This is a genomic window from Nitrincola nitratireducens (genome assembly GCF_000585235.1).
Taxonomy (GTDB): Bacteria; Pseudomonadota; Gammaproteobacteria; order Pseudomonadales; family Balneatricaceae; genus Nitrincola; species Nitrincola alkalisediminis.
In genome coordinates this window covers 1-14,727 of sequence record NZ_AONB01000031.1, presented here as the reverse complement: position 1 = coordinate 14,727, position 14,727 = coordinate 1, and the positions used below count along the sequence as shown (strand labels likewise).

At 57.9% G+C, this 14,727-nt stretch carries 20 protein-coding genes and 1 pseudogene; 16 read left to right on the top strand and 5 right to left on the bottom strand.

The features are described from left to right. Nucleotides 1–2 precede the first annotated feature (2 nt). Nucleotides 3–92 (top strand): type I toxin-antitoxin system ptaRNA1 family toxin, encoded by a 90-nt coding sequence (locus tag D791_RS21600; protein ID WP_272944871.1) that lies wholly within the window; start codon nt 3–5, stop codon nt 90–92. Between the two features lie 66 nt (nt 93–158). Here the strand turns inward: D791_RS21600 and D791_RS17805 are convergent, their stop codons facing one another. The 4 genes from D791_RS17805 to D791_RS17790 form a co-directional block, all read right to left on the bottom strand. Continuing rightward, entirely contained in the window at nt 159–863 is a 705-nt protein-coding gene (locus tag D791_RS17805) for an MT-A70 family methyltransferase (RefSeq protein ID WP_051514669.1), read from the bottom strand. Beyond that, nucleotides 860–1,714, bottom strand: a complete 855-nt coding sequence (locus D791_RS17800; RefSeq protein ID WP_036514600.1) for a BglII/BstYI family type II restriction endonuclease — start codon at nt 1,712–1,714, stop codon at nt 860–862. The genes D791_RS17805 and D791_RS17800 overlap by 4 nt, the downstream gene beginning before the upstream one ends. Before the next feature lie 93 nt (nt 1,715–1,807). Then, on the bottom strand, nt 1,808–1,999 hold the full coding sequence (locus tag D791_RS17795; protein ID WP_036514598.1) for a hypothetical protein: 192 nt from the start codon (nt 1,997–1,999) through the stop codon (nt 1,808–1,810). Continuing rightward, on the bottom strand, nt 1,993–2,196 hold the full coding sequence (locus tag D791_RS17790; protein ID WP_036514597.1) for a ribbon-helix-helix domain-containing protein: 204 nt from the start codon (nt 2,194–2,196) through the stop codon (nt 1,993–1,995). Before D791_RS17790 ends, D791_RS17795 begins: the two co-directional genes overlap by 7 nt. Before the next feature lie 208 nt (nt 2,197–2,404). Between D791_RS17790 and D791_RS17785 the strand changes: the two genes are divergently transcribed. The 8 genes from D791_RS17785 (at nt 2,405) to D791_RS17745 (ending at nt 8,809) form a co-directional block, all read left to right on the top strand. Next, a complete protein-coding gene (locus tag D791_RS17785) occupies nt 2,405–3,016 on the top strand; it encodes a recombinase family protein (protein ID WP_051514670.1) in 612 nt (203 codons plus the stop codon). 232 nt (nt 3,017–3,248) lie between these two features. Next, on the top strand, nt 3,249–3,884 hold the full coding sequence (locus D791_RS17775) for a ParA family protein (protein ID WP_036514596.1): 636 nt from the start codon (nt 3,249–3,251) through the stop codon (nt 3,882–3,884). Next, complete coding sequence (locus D791_RS17770) at nt 3,877–4,230, top strand: hypothetical protein (RefSeq protein ID WP_036514594.1); 354 nt, start codon at nt 3,877–3,879, stop codon at nt 4,228–4,230. The genes D791_RS17775 and D791_RS17770 overlap by 8 nt, the downstream gene beginning before the upstream one ends. 91 nt (nt 4,231–4,321) lie before the next feature. Next, nucleotides 4,322–4,636: a ParC family partition-associated protein gene (gene parC, locus D791_RS17765; RefSeq protein ID WP_036514592.1), complete on the top strand. Its 315-nt coding sequence runs from the start codon at nt 4,322–4,324 to the stop codon at nt 4,634–4,636. A 173-nt stretch (nt 4,637–4,809) separates the two neighbouring features. Then, entirely contained in the window at nt 4,810–6,156 is a 1,347-nt protein-coding gene (locus D791_RS17760; RefSeq protein WP_036514590.1) for a hypothetical protein, read from the top strand. 171 nt (nt 6,157–6,327) lie between these two features. Then, nucleotides 6,328–6,642, top strand: coding sequence for a hypothetical protein (locus tag D791_RS17755; protein ID WP_012637485.1), 315 nt, complete (start codon nt 6,328–6,330; stop codon nt 6,640–6,642). A gap of 47 nt (nt 6,643–6,689) precedes the next feature. Beyond that, nucleotides 6,690–7,571 carry a GIY-YIG nuclease family protein gene (locus D791_RS17750; RefSeq protein ID WP_157682424.1) on the top strand — a complete coding sequence of 294 codons (882 nt, stop codon included), beginning with the start codon at nt 6,690–6,692 and terminating at the stop codon, nt 7,569–7,571. Between the two features lie 317 nt (nt 7,572–7,888). Then, entirely contained in the window at nt 7,889–8,809 is a 921-nt protein-coding gene (locus tag D791_RS17745) for a DNA-binding protein (RefSeq protein ID WP_237748709.1), read from the top strand. Between the two features lie 174 nt (nt 8,810–8,983). On the opposite strand, the gene D791_RS17740 is transcribed toward D791_RS17745, so the two are convergent. Further along, a complete protein-coding gene (locus tag D791_RS17740) occupies nt 8,984–9,424 on the bottom strand; it encodes a TraK family protein (RefSeq protein ID WP_036514586.1) in 441 nt (146 codons plus the stop codon). A 322-nt stretch (nt 9,425–9,746) separates the two neighbouring features. On the opposite strand from D791_RS17740, the gene traJ reads away from it, so the two are divergent. From traJ to D791_RS19835, 7 genes and pseudogenes are all read left to right on the top strand, one after another. Beyond that, entirely contained in the window at nt 9,747–10,124 is a 378-nt protein-coding gene (gene traJ / locus D791_RS17735; protein WP_036514583.1) for a conjugal transfer transcriptional regulator TraJ, read from the top strand. Continuing rightward, nucleotides 10,121–11,896: a TraI/MobA(P) family conjugative relaxase gene (traI, locus tag D791_RS17730; protein ID WP_036514581.1), complete on the top strand. Its 1,776-nt coding sequence runs from the start codon at nt 10,121–10,123 to the stop codon at nt 11,894–11,896. The genes traJ and traI overlap by 4 nt, the downstream gene beginning before the upstream one ends. A 237-nt stretch (nt 11,897–12,133) precedes the next feature. After that, a complete protein-coding gene (trbJ, locus tag D791_RS17725; protein WP_036514578.1) occupies nt 12,134–12,904 on the top strand; it encodes a P-type conjugative transfer protein TrbJ in 771 nt (256 codons plus the stop codon). 9 nt (nt 12,905–12,913) lie between these two features. Continuing rightward, nucleotides 12,914–13,153, top strand: coding sequence for an entry exclusion lipoprotein TrbK (trbK, locus tag D791_RS17720; RefSeq protein WP_036514576.1), 240 nt, complete (start codon nt 12,914–12,916; stop codon nt 13,151–13,153). 12 nt (nt 13,154–13,165) lie between these two features. After that, nucleotides 13,166–14,271, top strand: a pseudogene (gene trbL / locus D791_RS22115) (P-type conjugative transfer protein TrbL). After that, entirely contained in the window at nt 14,271–14,525 is a 255-nt protein-coding gene (locus D791_RS17710; RefSeq protein WP_036514574.1) for a hypothetical protein, read from the top strand. The pseudogene trbL and the gene D791_RS17710 overlap by 1 nt, the downstream one beginning before the upstream one ends. Nucleotides 14,526–14,591: 66 nt before the next feature. Further along, nucleotides 14,592–14,727 (top strand): type I toxin-antitoxin system ptaRNA1 family toxin (locus D791_RS19835; protein WP_193365013.1); only part of this gene is annotated, 136 nt, incomplete at its 3' end.

Here is a 14,727-nt window from a genome sequence, read left to right as displayed (position 1 = left end):
TGGTGGTTTTCTACCAGGCAGAAACCGGCCAGGCCACACAACATGACTTCCAGGAGGCCATCGAGGCCGTGCGCCAGTCGCTGACATCCTGATCAAGTTTGGACACCAGGAAAGAAAGGGGCGGCCAGTTGGCCGCCTTCTTTTTTTGGGGCGGCCTGTCAGTCAATCCCATACGGTGCAGCGGCAAGGCTGACTGCCCCACTGGCTACAGTGCCGCGCTCTGATTGCGAGTGGTTAGAGTAAGTCGGCCAGTCCGGGAAATACTCATCGGACTGATTGCCCCATACCGCCCAGCCTTCACGCGGGCCGCGTGCGAACAGCTCCAGGTAAGGTCCTGGGCTGCAAGACTCAACAATGTCATAAAACTCGTCTGGCTTGCGCGAGTGTTCGCGCTTGCGAGTGGCGAGGTAGTTCACTTGTGTTCTGCCTGGCTGCAACGTCCTGGCGTTCTTGCCGCGAACACCGAATAGAACCAGCTCCGTGACATTGCGGAAATAGAAGCCAACGCCTCTACCGTCAGAGCCGCCATCCTTTCGGATTTTGTGCCAGACGATATTGCTTTTGTACGAGAAGCCCCAGGCTTCCAGTACCTTGATACCTTCCGGCAGCAGGGCATTAGGAACCCACAGGTAAAGGTGCGCGGTATCGGCGGCCAGTTGCTCTACAGGCAGCGCCATAATTTCAGCCAGGTTCATCGTGCCGTAACGGGACAAGCGGCGATGTTCGGGCGCGACTTTGCCCGTCCGGTTCTGGAACTGCCAGGGCGGATCCGCAAGGATTGTTGAAAACTGCTTATCGCCATGCAGTTTCAGCAGGTCTTGCCCGGCCTCAGATAGTGCTGCATCGGCTTTCTTGGTTGTCATGTTTGGTTCCAGTCCTCTATCAGCTTTGGCGTGATGCCGAACACCAGGATTGGACAGCCACCATGCCGACCGGCATTGAGCCGGTACAGTAGTTTGCCCATCCATGTGGTACTAGCGCCGTATTTGGCCCTTACCGTCTTGGGTTGGCCTGCCTTCTTGCCTGACTTGAATAGCTCAGGTTCTCCGGTCTTGGTTAGTTGTGGCACCACTTCAAAAACAGGGTTTAGCTTCTCGCTGCGTGTGACCATGACGCCCAGGCTAATCAGCCCGCACTCATGGAAGGCACGCATCGCGTACAGATCGCGGTCAAAGGTCTGATCCTTTGAGTTCCATTCCAGGTCGAAGGCAACACGACCTTTCACGTAGTCGATTTTGTGGCCGTCGATGAAGTTCTCGATGACCCGAGGCGTCGAGTCTGACCGTTTGGTCTTGCGGGTTTTCCCGCTCGGCAAAACTTCCTCGTCGTACTCCTGCATTCTCACCAGTAGATCACCTTGGATACGGGCTTCGACCCAGCCAGCAGGCCGCAGCGTGCGGGAATACTTCTTAGGCATGTCCGATTCATTGCCCCCTGGCGTTCCAATGTCCTGAGTCGTGATCCGGAAATCGAGCAACGCCCGTTCAATCTCGGCCAGCTCATCAGGAAAGGACGTTGCCAAGATGGCCGCCGCGTGTCGGTAGCTGTACACGTCATAAAGCGCCCGCACTTCTGCGCTGATGTATTGCTCAATGTCTGCCTGATCGTCGGCATTCGGGCCGGGCCGGAGTGAAACATCATCCGCGCCGTTCTCTTCGGGCAGCTCGTCGCCCTCTGTCTGGTTGTCCAGATCTGGATCTTGTTCTTCGCTCATGTAAAGTGTTTGCAGCCATCGCTATGCCTCCTTGAAAGGCTGGTTGTGGTTAGGCTGATCGACCGGTTGCCCCCGGTCAGTCAGCCGCTTTTCTTATTCCGCGTTCGAGATCGCTTCCAGGCGCTTCAGGCGCTGTTCCAGGTCGGTCGCAGCCTTCAGGGCCTCGATGCCTAGTTCAGCCAGCAGCGGATTGTTTGCCGCCGCTAGGGCCTTCACATCACTGACAAGCAAGGCGGCGCATTGCGCCGCCTTCGTTACGTTCTCGCGTTCCGTATCGCTCAACATGCCGCCCCCTTCTGGTCGGTAGTCCTTCGGTCAAAGGGCAGGCTGGCTTGCCGGCCTTGTGTTGACTGCTGGACATACTCGCGCATGAAATCCCGAATCAATACCGAGGCGGGCCGGTCGTTTGCCTTGGCCGCTCTCAGAAAGGCTTGTTTCAGGTCAGCATCGACGCGGCAGGTGAAGTTTGTTTGCTGTTCCATCCTGCATCCTCTTAATAACGCCGTCTGTACTATGCACTAACATTGTAATGCAATCAATCGCCATAGGCTTACGCTGAAATTGTCTTGAACTGTCGCGGGTTTTAAGACTTGAGCGACAACTCAAAGGCGGCGCAATTCTGGGCTGTGGATTGTCGCCTGTTTTAGTCGCATAATGCACCTATCAGAGACTAAAACCAGAGACAACGCCATGAGACACCAGGACGACCCCGGAACCCTCGACCTGATAACCGGCCGGCTGCTGCTGGGCTATGCCCGAGTGAGCACCGACGACCAGGACTTAACCCACCAACGGGCTGAGCTGCACGCGGCTGGCTGCACCCGCATTTACGCCGAGAAGATCACCGGCACCCGGCGCGACCGCCCGGAGCTGGCCCGCCTGCTCGATCACCTGCGACCCGGTGACGTTGTGACCGTGACCAGGCTCGACCGACTGGCCCGGAGTACCCGCGACCTGCTGGACATTGCCGAGCGCATCCAGGTGGTCGGCGCTGGCCTGCGCAGCCTGGCCGAGCCGTGGGCCGATACCACGACCCCAGCCGGCCGCATGGTGCTGACCGTGTTCGCCGGCATTGCCGAGTTCGAGCGAACCCTAATCATCGACCGCACCAGGAGCGGCCGCGAGGCTGCCAAGCGGCGCGGGGTCAAGTTTGGCCCCCGCCCTACCCTCACCCCGGCGCAGATCGAGCACGCCCGCGAGCTGATCGAGCAGGAGGGCCGCACCGTCAAGGAGGTAGCCGCCCTGCTGGGTGTGCATCGCTCGACCATGTACCGCTTATTGAACAAGGAGACCACCCAATGACCCACCACGACGACGAGCCTACTTTTCTGGACGACGAAGGCCCATCCAACGACCTGCCCGCGTTTATCTCCACTACCAACGCCCGTGAGCTGTACGGGCTACGCGAAGGCGAGACCGTTGCGGAGGCTATTGCTAGGCATGAGAAAGAATCTAGCCGATAGTTTTTAGCTTTTATTTATCTAGCTGCTATCTTATAATTAGGCCATCTGCCTGATAGATAGGAGCGCAGCTTATGGCGGCAATCGTCGCGTTTGTTTCACAGAAGGGTGGCGTTGGTAAATCCACGCTGGCCCGAGCACTTGCACGCGAGGCCGCCGCTGGAGGCTTGCGCGTCAAGGTTGCCGATCTGGACACCCAACAGGGCACGTCTGTCGATTGGCACCGTTTGCGGCTTTCCCAGGGAATAGAGCCAGTGGTTTCGGTCGAGGCTTTTGCCACCGCAGCCCAGGCACTGGCCGCCGCTGAAAACTTCGACCTTCTCATCATCGACGGGCCTGCTCGCACGAGTCAGGCCACGCTTGAAATCGCCCGAGCCGCTGACCTGGTTGTGCAGCCGTCCGGCGCATCGCGTGACGACTTGATACCAGCCGTGCGCGAGTTCCATGCCTTGGTGAAAGCGGGTGTTCCTCATGAGCGTTTGGCGTTTGCCCTGAACCGCATTGGCACCCCTGCCGAGGAAGTTTCTGCACGGGTCTATTTGCAGCAGGCCGGTTACAACGTCCTGGATGGAAGCCTACGCGACCGACCGGCATACCGGCAGGCGCAGAACGGCGGCAAGGCCATCACCGAAACCCACTATACCCAGCTCAATGAAAGGGCTGACACCTTGATTCAATCGCTGATCGACAGGATTACCACACATGGCTGACGTATCGAAACTCAAGAGCCTGAAACAACGACGCTCAACGCTGGGCGAGCCGCCGACACTGGAAGAGGCCAGCCCGAACCTAGAAGCGCCCGAGGTGGCACCGGCCGCACCAGAGGCCGCACCTGATCCGGTAGTGGATGCTTATGCAGACAAGCCGAAAAGGAAGCTCGATGGCCGGATTGATGGCCGTAGCGTTCGACGCACCAACCGGACAGTTCAGTTTGCAACCCGTGTGACACCTGACTGGGATGCCCGGATTCGGGCGCTGGCAATGCGTGAGGGTGTGCTCCTGGTCGAGATACTGGAGCGGGCGCTAGATTGCTATGAAGAACAATCTGGAAGCTAGTTAAAAGATTGTCGCTAACTAGCGGCTAACCTAATTTAAAAGCGATACCATCATTTTTCATTATTGATGGACAGCGCGGTAAAGGTGAGGCATGATTGCATTTGAATCAAAAGCCGTTATAAATCCAACAGCCTTCAAAGAAGTGCTTTTGGTCGGCGGCGTGGAAAGTGCGACGATCCGCGTAGCAGACAAGGGCCTGGTGCTCGTGCTGCGAATCGCTGGAGAAGATCGAATATTGGGACAGTATCGGGGCGGCCCCCGTTACTTCCGCTCGCTGGATGGTGCTGTATCGTTGCTGATCCAGCATGGCATCTACCAGCTTGAGGCGGATGTGAAGGGCTGGAAGCCTAAGACACTGACCAAGAAGGGCGGCGAGCTGCTGAGTGGCATCAGCATCGAGCCATGACAGAAATGCAAAAGCCCCGTTTTGGCGACGGGGCTTTGCGGGTGTTACGGGCTTGATCGTTTTGGCGGACGGTCAAGCACGCCAGCCGTAGAATAGACGACTGTTTAGCTAAACTCATTCTACGGCCTTAGCCCCGCTTTGACAAGTTCCGCGCAGGAGCGCGGCGGGGATTTATGGCTGCATATGCACAACTAGCTTTGTTTGACCCGGCCGAAGAGGCCGCGACCTACCACGATTGCGCCAGGACGGGCTTCTTCTCGCTCCTGGTGGCCGTAGGCAAGGACAAGAAGCAGGACTCTTACCGACTGACGGACATGCCCAAGATTCTGGGCATGGTCGATACCACCCGCGACACCTGGTTGTCACAGGCTGAGTTCTTCAAGCCGAACCGCCGTGTCGTCAATCTGGCCCGGATCGGGCTGCTGTTCGCTGACCTGGACACCTACCGCGAGCCGTGGGCACGCGGCCGCACCCCTGAGCAGATCGCTGACGCTGTTCTGTTCCGCTGCCATGATGAGGGGATTCCAACCCCTTCCATCCTGGTGTTCAGTGGCCGTGGCATTCAGGCCAAGTGGCTTCTGGATGGAACGTTGCCCCGCCAGGCATTGCCTCGATGGAACGCCTGCCAGCGTTACCTGGTGGATCGTTTGGCTGGGCTTGGCGCTGATCCAGCCGCCAAGGATGCCAGCCGAGTGCTGCGCCTGGTCAATACAGTGAACAGCAAGAGCGGCGAGGTTTGTCGCGTTGTGCATGTCGAAAACGGGCCTGATGGCCAGCCGGTGCGGTACTCGTTTGAGTATCTGGCGGAAATGCTGTTGCCGGTGGCCCGTTGGGATATTGAGAAGCAACGCCAGGAGAGAATCGAGCGGCGACAGCTCCAGCTTGTACCTGGTGGCCGAATCAGCAACTTGCGCGGGTTCTCAGGTCGGCAACTGGCTTGGGATCGTCTGGAGGATTTGCGGCGGCTGGTCGAGCTGCGTGGCGGCGTCAAGGAAGGTGAGCGAATGCAGCACCTCTTTTGGCGTTTGAACTTCCTGCTTCTGTCCGGGGCTACGAATAGCGCCCAGATGTACCACGAAGCGGCAGCACTGGCCCGCGAGCTGGATTCATCCTGGAACTACCGCAGCAAGGAGCTGATGACGCTCTACGCGAAGGCCAAGCAGTACGAAGCTGGCGAGAAGGTGGAGTTCGGCGGTAAGCAGTTTGCCCCGCTCTACACGCCCAGGAACGACACCCTCATCAACCTATTCCAGATCACCGACGATGAGCAGCGCACGCTGCGCACACTCATCAGCCGGGACATGGCCGCAGAGCGCCACAGGAAGCGCGAGGAGGCCCGTAGGCGTGCTTCTGGGGCTGTCGATCGTGCGACCTATGAGGCAAATTCTGCGAGCCGTCAGAAGCCTTGGGAAGCCTTGGGCATGAGTCGAGCAAGCTGGTATCGAGCAGGTAAGCCAACGCCAGCGGGTGAGACAAGTCCCTGCGTATTACAGGCCGCAGCGGGTGATTCCGATGTGTGAGACAAGTCCCTGCGTATTACTAATGGCGAAGCCTACGCCCGGCGCGAAGCGCCTGTCTTTGAGTAGCCCGAGCATTTATAAAAATGCGAGTAGCCCGCAAGGACGGTGGGTAACTCGCTTGCGAGTTATCCACGGGACGCGCAGCGCCGTTAAGGCGCGGAGGGTGTGGGCATGAGTCGTGCTCGTCGTTCTTTCTCGCCTGAGTTGTTGGAGTCGGTGCGCGCCTTGTCCGTGAATGAGGCTCTGGATCGGTTGGCGCTGTATTGGAAGCGTGATCCTGACTTTGTGCCGGTGAAGGATAAAGCCACTGTCCGCCTGAATGTTTCCCTGCCTGGTGGTGGCTCTGTGGAGCTGCTTGTTACGGGCCAGAAGTGGTATGACACACGGGCAGGTCAGGGTGGTGGCGGTGCGATTGATCTGGTCATGCACCTGTTGCGCGTTGATTTCGTTACGGCGGTGAAAACCTTGGGAGATTTTAGCCGCTAAATATAACTAGCTGCTAGATGGCGGCTATTCGGTTTTGGGTTTTGATAATGGGTTATCTCTATCTGCTACGGAACAAACTTGGGGATGCCTTCAAGATAGGCGTCAGTCTTGAACCTGCTCGAAGAGGCGGGCAACTTCCCCAGGAACTAGATTGGGATCGAAGTCTGCAAGTGCCTATGTGTGGGGGGCATGCTTATAAGGTTGAATCGGTCCTGCACTACTTGTTTGCCGCCCATTCGCGGAAAATGCCTATCGGCGATGGATATACAGAGTGGTTCGATATTGCTGTGTGGAGCGATGTGCTCGCCTTCCTGGTCGAACAACGCGAGCGTCTAAGGATTGGTGAGGCTGAACCTGTCACTTTCCCTTTAACAAGGACTCGGCCCGTTCTGGCTGAGATCGAGGCACGAAGGCAGGCCAAAGCAGATGAGCAAGCAGCGAAGCGGCACGCATGGGAGCAGCGCCAAGCAGAGCGTCATGCCAAAAATGCAGAGTGGAACAGCTCCCAGGTTGAACGACTTGAAAACTTCCTTCTGAGGGTGGAGGACATTGGTCGGCTGCACGGCATTCTTGTTTATGACGAACTGAGTAGCCGTCAGCGAATGGCGTCTATGTATGTATCGCTTCCGGTGAATGTGGCAGAGTGCCTAGACCATAACTTTCCTTTGTTTGCAGAACGTGACCTCGGCCGCAGTATTTCCGTATTCCCCAGTTATCGCGCTCGTCACAACGACAGGCATTTTCTTGCGGAGGTCAGCGTTCATATAGATTGCATCATGCTCCAACCTCAAGACGACTTAGCTGAGAGCATTCCTGGTGCGGCTAGGGTTCAGGAGCTTTTGTTGCCGTTTGTCGCTCGCAGGGGCGACCGGCGCGGGCCTCAACTGATGCGCTTGCATCGGTGGATGAATGCAAGCCTCAATGTTTAAGGTTGAACGCCAAGGGAAGGCCGGTTGATCCTGCCTTCCAAGAGAAAAGACCGCCAGATTGCGTTTGTGCAAGGCGAACGCAGGTCGAGCAAGGGGTAAGCCTACCCCGACACCTAAAGCCCGTGACGGCCGTTTCAGGGCGAATCCAAGCCATAGGGCATCATCTCGCAACTGGAAGCTATTGACCGATGGCAATTCCAGGAATATCCCGCTGTAAATCTATCTGTAGCCTTGTAAAATGTAGTATGTAGTAGTATCATACAACATACTACAACATACAAAGGAGCAAATCAGATGGCAGTCAGCAAAGAACAGATTTGGGCCGCAGCCGATCAACTGGCAGCCGAAGGCCAGCGCCCGACCTTGGAGCCGTCCGCCAGATCACCGGGGGCAGCTTTACGACCATTTCCCCCGCACTCAACGAATGGAAGGCCAAACAGGCCAGCGCTTCGACCCCGTTACGCGAGGCAGCGCCGCAGGCTGTTACTGATCGTTTGGCCGAGGTAGGAACCGAAATCTGGGCGGTTGCTTTGGAGCTGGCGAACGCCAGGCTGGCAACTGAGCGCGAGGCTCTGGAAAAAGCGCGTACCGAGCTGGAAGCGGATCGAGCTGAGGCAACCGAGCTGGCTGACCGATTGGCTGATGAGGTTGAAGGTCTGAAAGCTCGCCTTGTGGCTGTTGAAGAAGCTGAGAGCGCGGCCAGAAGTGATGCCGAAGAGTTGCGCGATCAACTGGCCGCCGCTCAGGAACAGGCCCACACCGCCGACGCTCGCACACAGGAGATCGAGCGCCGGGCCGCCGAGCTGCGCACCGAGCTGGACAGGGCACACCAGGACGCCGACCAGGCACGCCAGACGCTGGCCGAGCAGCAGCAGGCCGCCAAGGCAACCGCCGACCAGCTCGACCAGGTGCGAGCACAACTGGCGAAGGCAGAAGCGCGGAGCGAATCCACCGAGGCCCAGGCCGCCGAGCTGCGCATCCGACTGACTGACCAGGAGCAGGCCGCCCAGGAACAGCGCAAAGAAGCTGCCGCCGAGGCTCATCGGATGGCCGAGCGAATGACTGCCGCTCAGGCCGAGCGCGACCAAGCACGGCAAGAGGCAGGCAAGGCCCGCGAGGAAGCCGCCCGGCTGGCCGGTCAGCTCCAGGCGCACCAGGAGCAGGCCGCCGCGTTGCTGGCCCGGATCAACCCGGCCGAAAGCAAACCAGCGGGCACCAGGAAGAAAGGCGGGGAGTAAGACCGCCCCTCAAATATCAATACCGTGCCGGAGGGGGGTCTGATTATGCGTAAGAGAAAGAGCCGGAAAATTCGGAACCTCTCTCACAAACCGGGGCAGTTTGATACTTGAGGGGCTGGGGGGGCTTTAGCGGCTAAACCTTCCCCTTGGCGTTCAATCTCGCCCATAGGGCGATCAGATCAGATCGTCTTTCCGAGCTACCGGGTTGAAGTTGAAAGTTGGCAAGCTGCTGCTGGTCACTTTCTTGGGTTCGCCTGGTACGGATTCGGGTGCTTCCACTACCGGCGACGGTTCAGCCTTTTTGGTGGCGGCTGGCTTGCTGCTACCGGCGGAAGCGGGTGCCGGTTTCGGGGTGGCCGGTATCGGCTTGGCTACCGGCTTCACGTCCGTGATGAACCGCTTAACGTGCAGCGTGAAGGTTTCATAGCGGGATGAAATCCGGCCGGTTTCGCGCATGTGCTCCCAGATGGTTTTCATCGCATAGCCCCCATCGAGAGCCGCCTTCACGTCATCGCGTACAGCCAGGAACGCCACCACATGCTTGTCCTGTCGTGGCTGTTTTGCCTTCTTCTGGCTTGCCCATTCGGCTAGTTCCTGCATGTAGTCGGTTGTCATGGCTACCTCGCAACAAGTTTTAATTTCTTCGCTATTTTGTCGCTACTAGCGTACTGCTAGTGCCCTATATCCTGCAATTATCGACAATTCAAGCAGGAATTGCATCTTTTTGCGCATTAATAGCGGAAAAATCGGGAACACTGGTTTAAACTTCTTGCATGGTATTTAAGGCTGAACAGCGGGCAGGATGTGTGAAGTAGGCCCACCATGCAAGCATGGTGTTCCTCTTCACTGAGCCTTATTCGCACCTGACGGTGCTCAACGGACATCCTGCTGCGGGGCCAACCGGCAGCCGCCGGACAAGAGAAGGAGGACGCCAGGAGTGGAGGCGAACGAGACAAAAGTAACGAGGAAGGGCAGCACGCCGATCAAGGTCTATTGCTTGCCAGAAGAGCGGGCCGCCATCGAGGCCAATGCCAAAGCGGCTGGCCTGAGCACGTCGGCCTATCTGTTGGCCGTGGGGCAGGGCTATCGCGTCCAGGGCGTGACCGACTTTGAGAACGTGCGCGAGCTGGTGCGCGTCAACGGCGACCTTGGGCGGCTGGGTGGCCTGCTGAAACTCTGGTTGACCGACGACGCAAAGACTGCCCAATTTGGGGCTGATACGGTGCTGGCTTTGCTGGCCCGGATCGAGGCGACCCAGGACAAGATGAGCGGCATCATGGAAAGCGTGGTGCGGCCGCGAGGCGGGCAAGCATGATTGCCAAGCATGTTCCTATGCGCTCGCTGGGCAAGTCTGACTTTGCCGGGTTGGTGCGTTACATCAGTGACGCACAGAGCAAGGATCATCGGCTAGGGCATGTTCAGGTTACGAACTGCGAAGCCGGTTCCGTGCGTGACGCCATCACCGAGGTGCTGGCAACTCAATTGCTGAACACCCGAGCCGCGAGCGACAAGACCTATCACCTGATCGTCAGCTTCCGGGCTGGCGAACAACCGGACACCGACACCCTCAAGGCGATTGAAGAGCGAATTTGCAACGGGCTGGGCTACGGCGAACACCAGCGCGTCAGTGCCGTGCACAACGACACCGACAACCTGCACATTCATATCGCCATCAACAAAATTCACCCGACCCGCCACACCATTCACGAACCCTACTATCCGCATCGGACACTTGCCGACCTGTGCGAAGTCCTGGAACGGGATTACAACCTGGAGCGGGACAACCACCAGCCACGGCAACGAGGCGCAGCCGCGAGAGCGGCCGACATGGAACAGCACGCCGGGGTTGAAAGCCTGGTTGGCTGGATCAAGCGCGAATGCCTGGAGGAAATCCGAAGCGCGGCGAGCTGGGCAGAGCTGCACCAGGTCATGCAAAGCAACGGGCTGGAGCTGCGCGCCCGAGGCAATGGCCTGGTCATCGAGGCTGGCGACGGCACCACGATCAAGGCAAGCACTTTGGCCCGCGACCTGTCCAAGCCCGCGCTGGAGAAGCGGTTAGGCACCTTTGAGGCGACGGCAAAGCGGCAGGCCCAACAGGCCCAGCGCAGCTATCAGAAGAAGCCGGTACGGATGCGGGTTGATACGACCGAGCTTTATGCCCGGTATCAGAGCGAGCAGAAAGGGCTATCCGTTGCCAGGGCCGAGGCGCTGGCCGAAGCGAAGCGGCGCAAGGATAGAGCGGTTGAGGACGCCAAGAGGAAGGCGGCAACCAAGCGAGCGGCGATCAAGCTGGCGACCGGTGGCGTGACCAAGCGGCTGCTGTACTCGCAGACCAGCGCCGGGCTACGGAACGACCTGGAGGCGATCCGCAAGCAGTACGACCAGGAGCGCACGAAGCTCTATCAAGGGTTCCAGCGGCGGCAGTGGGCCGACTGGCTCAAGCAAGAGGCCATGAATGGGGATAGCCAGGCGCTCGATGCGCTACGCGCCCGAGAGGCTGCCCAGGGTTTGAAGGGCGACACCCTCACCGGCCAGGGCAAGGCCAAGCCGGGCCATGCGCCCGTGATCGACAACATCACCAAGAAGGGCACGATCATCTATCGGGCCGGAAAGACAGCCGTGCGGGACGATGGCAACCGCCTGCAAGTGTCGTGCGGGGCTGGAGGTGACGGGGTGCAAGTGGCTTTGCGCATGGCAATGGAACGGTATGGCGAATGCCTCACGGTCAATGGTTCGCCCGAGTTCAAGGCGGCGGTGATCCGGGCCGCTGTCGATTCCAAGATGCCTATCACCTTTGCCGATCCAGGGCTGGAGAAGCGACGGCAAGCCTTGATTGAAAAAGCCCGCCGTCCTGGTGTTCCCCCGGTCGGCCAGGAGCCGCCACCCCACCGCCGTAACGGGCTGCGCAATCTGTCCCAGGTGGAAGGGCTGCGCATCGAGGGCGAGGCCGTGCAGAAGCCCGCACCGGCTCCGACACAGAAACCGGCAGGCGTGAGCGAACAGGAGCAGCGCAAGGCCAAACTGAGGGCCGAGATGGAGGCCAAGAAGCAAGACGCCAAGGGAAAGGGCGTGGCCGATGATGCTTGATTACGCTATGGACTTCGGCTAAAATTATTTAGCTGCTAGATTGTATATAGCCTATATATAGCAGCCTTACACCGCCGTTCAACAACGAAAGGCCGGGCGTTCTAACGGTGTCGCTCTGGTCGGGTACCGGGACAGTCATGTGGCGCACTGTCTCTGTGATGGCCCAACGCTTCCAGTTACCAACGTGGTGACAGGTAGGCGCAGCTTTGCCGCTCATCACAACAGAGGTATTCGACTATGAGGCCAACTCGCTTTTTAGCGGCTAAAACCGCGCTCGTGCTCGCCCTTTCTCTTGGGGGGGCTTCCTTGCCTGTTCAGGCTGGCATCCCGGTCATCGACGGTAGCAATCTGACGCAAAACGTCATGTCTGCCATCGAGAACGTGGCGCAGACGCTCAAGCAAATTCAGCAGTATCAAACCCAGCTCCAGCAGTATGAAAACCAGCTCCAGAACACGATGGCCCCGGCCGCATATATCTGGGATCAGGCTACCCGCACGATGAACGATCTACGGGCTGCAATGGATACGCTGGACTACTACCGCAATCAACTCGGCAGCATTGACGCCTACCTGGGCAAGTTCCAGGACGTGGCCTATTACCGCAGCTCGCCATGCTTTAACGGCTCCGGTGGCTGCACCCCGGCAGAGAAGGCCGCAATGGAAGAAAACCGCCGCCTGGCGAGCGAAAGCCAGAAGCGGGCCAATGACGCTCTTTTCCATACGTTGAAGCACCAACAGGAAGCCTTGCAAGACGATGCGCGGACGCTGGAACGCCTCCAGTCTCGCGCCCAAGGGGCGGAAGGCCAAATGCAGGCCCTCGGCTATGCCAACCAGCTCGCCAGCCAGCAAGCCAATCAGCTCTTGCAGATTCGTTCACTTCTGGTTGCACAGCAAACGGCCGAGGCGGCACGACTTGCAGCCGAATTGGATGCTGATGCCAGAGGGGACGCCAGAGCGAAGCAAATGCGCACATGGAATTTTCGTGCAAGCCCAGAAGATCAGTTTTAAGGAGTGCTCATGAGCAGACTTTCACTCGCCGCTTTGACCGTAATAGCGGTTCTTCTTTCTGGGTGCGGCAAGGAAACCATGCCAGAACCCAGCGCAAGTACATGCGCCCCGGATGCTTTTCAAAAGTTCATGAGTGAACTTCGTGATGAGGCAAATCGGATTGCTTTCGCTGATGCTTGTAAGTCCTTCAATAAGGCTAAAAGCATGCGTGACTGGGAGTTCAAGCCCAGCCCCGCCGATGACTTTTAAGGGGTTTTTGGTATGAACAAATTTATCCTTGGTGGTTTGACAGTTGCTGCGTTTGCGGTGCTTTCTGAGCCTGCTATGGCGCAGGAACTTAGTAGTAGCGGTGTCATGAATGATGTGTTGAGGCGGTTCAATGATGCTGCTGCTTCCTGGGGGCCAGTCATACAGTCAGCCGCCAGTCGGTTGTTCTGGACGCTGGTTGTTATCTCGATGGTATGGACGTTCGGGATGATGGCCCTGCGCAAAGCTGACATTGGTGAGTTTTTCGCGGAACTTGTCCGTTTCACCGTCTTTACGGGCTTCTTCTGGTGGCTACTGACCAATGCCAATCAGGGGATGAACATTGCTGGCACAATCGTCCAGTCACTGCAAACGCTGGGAGCGCAGGCCGGTGGTCTGGGTGATAGCAGGCTAGGCCCATCCAGCATCCTAGACCTTGGCTTTGAGTTATTCGACAGAACTCTTGAGGCAACCTCAGAACTTGGATGGAGGCAGATGGCAACCGCCTGGTAATGGAGTTAATGGCTTTGGCCGTGCTGTTCGTCATGGCGCTGATTTCGGTCAACTTGCTGATCCTGTTGGCGCTGTCTTGGATCATGCTCTATGCCGGTGTTTTCTTCCTTGGATTCGGCGGTTCGCGCTGGACTTCGGATATCGCATTGAACTACTACCGTGCAATTTTGGGCATAGCTGCCCAACTCATGGCAATGGTTCTGATTGTTGCGATTGGAAAGCAGTTCCTAACTCACTACTACTCACAAATCAGCGGGAACATGGCTTCTCAAGAGTTGGCAGTCATGTTCGTTGTTTCGGTGATTTTGCTGTTCCTGGTCAATAAGGTTCCGTCGATGCTCGCTGGCCTGGTGTCTGGTGGCGGCGTGGGTTCAATGGGAGTTGGTAACTTCGGTGTCGGTGCTGCCGTTGGTGCTGGAATGACCGCTGCCGGAATCTTGAGTAGCACTTATTCAGCCGGGAAGAAGGGCTTTGAAATGGCAAGCAACGGGACAGAGGCGCTTATGAATGCAGTGAAAAAAGGCCAAGACCGTTCAAGCGAAATGCCATCGTTTGGTGGTAACAGCCTGGGCGGTACCAATGACAGCAATAACAAGAAGGAGGTGTGATGATGCGCAGTATTTTTGATGCCCTAGACGTGATAGATGTCCACGAAATTACGGCAGATTTTGAGCCAGTTGGCGATCAATCAACGGAGCTGGATGAAGCCGCAGAGGTGGCTGCGTTTGTGGCTCGGCCTAGTCCTTCCCTTGGGGTTCAAACTGAACGAGAAGAAGCCCGAGTGATGGATAAAACCGTTGGGATGAGTACAGGCAGAACGCCATTCGCTGAGGCCGCTGGCTTTCTCAGTTCCGGCCGATAAAAGCGCACCGGCCGGCATTGCGGGCCGGCCGGTACTTCCTTAACCCACCTGCTAGAGAGGTGAATCATGGCAATGCAACAGTTTATCGAAACCAGCCAAGCAGTGCATCAAGCAGCGTCTGCTTTGGCCGCTTTGGAATATCTCGACCAGGAACATGCGCAGCAGCTCGGGCCACTGGCCGAGGCGGTTGCCAATATGTTCA

Excerpts from the sequence above, each read along its gene's own strand:
- D791_RS17805 (WP_051514669.1), bottom strand. The coding sequence starts at position 863 with ATGACAACCAAGAAAGCCGATGCAGCACTATCTGAGGCCGGGCAAGAC.
- D791_RS17800 (WP_036514600.1), bottom strand. The coding sequence starts at position 1,714 with ATGAGCGAAGAACAAGATCCAGATCTGGACAACCAGACAGAGGGCGAC.
- D791_RS17795 (WP_036514598.1), bottom strand. The coding sequence starts at position 1,999 with ATGTTGAGCGATACGGAACGCGAGAACGTAACGAAGGCGGCGCAATGC.
- D791_RS17790 (WP_036514597.1), bottom strand. The coding sequence starts at position 2,196 with ATGGAACAGCAAACAAACTTCACCTGCCGCGTCGATGCTGACCTGAAA.
- D791_RS17785 (WP_051514670.1), top strand. The coding sequence starts at position 2,405 with ATGAGACACCAGGACGACCCCGGAACCCTCGACCTGATAACCGGCCGG.
- D791_RS17775 (WP_036514596.1), top strand. The coding sequence starts at position 3,249 with ATGGCGGCAATCGTCGCGTTTGTTTCACAGAAGGGTGGCGTTGGTAAA.
- D791_RS17770 (WP_036514594.1), top strand. The coding sequence starts at position 3,877 with ATGGCTGACGTATCGAAACTCAAGAGCCTGAAACAACGACGCTCAACG.
- parC (WP_036514592.1), top strand. The coding sequence starts at position 4,322 with ATGATTGCATTTGAATCAAAAGCCGTTATAAATCCAACAGCCTTCAAA.
- D791_RS17760 (WP_036514590.1), top strand. The coding sequence starts at position 4,810 with ATGGCTGCATATGCACAACTAGCTTTGTTTGACCCGGCCGAAGAGGCC.
- D791_RS17755 (WP_012637485.1), top strand. The coding sequence starts at position 6,328 with ATGAGTCGTGCTCGTCGTTCTTTCTCGCCTGAGTTGTTGGAGTCGGTG.
- D791_RS17750 (WP_157682424.1), top strand. The coding sequence starts at position 6,690 with ATGGGTTATCTCTATCTGCTACGGAACAAACTTGGGGATGCCTTCAAG.
- D791_RS17740 (WP_036514586.1), bottom strand. The coding sequence starts at position 9,424 with ATGACAACCGACTACATGCAGGAACTAGCCGAATGGGCAAGCCAGAAG.
- traI (WP_036514581.1), top strand. The coding sequence starts at position 10,121 with ATGATTGCCAAGCATGTTCCTATGCGCTCGCTGGGCAAGTCTGACTTT.
- trbJ (WP_036514578.1), top strand. The coding sequence starts at position 12,134 with ATGAGGCCAACTCGCTTTTTAGCGGCTAAAACCGCGCTCGTGCTCGCC.
- trbK (WP_036514576.1), top strand. The coding sequence starts at position 12,914 with ATGAGCAGACTTTCACTCGCCGCTTTGACCGTAATAGCGGTTCTTCTT.
- D791_RS17710 (WP_036514574.1), top strand. The coding sequence starts at position 14,271 with ATGATGCGCAGTATTTTTGATGCCCTAGACGTGATAGATGTCCACGAA.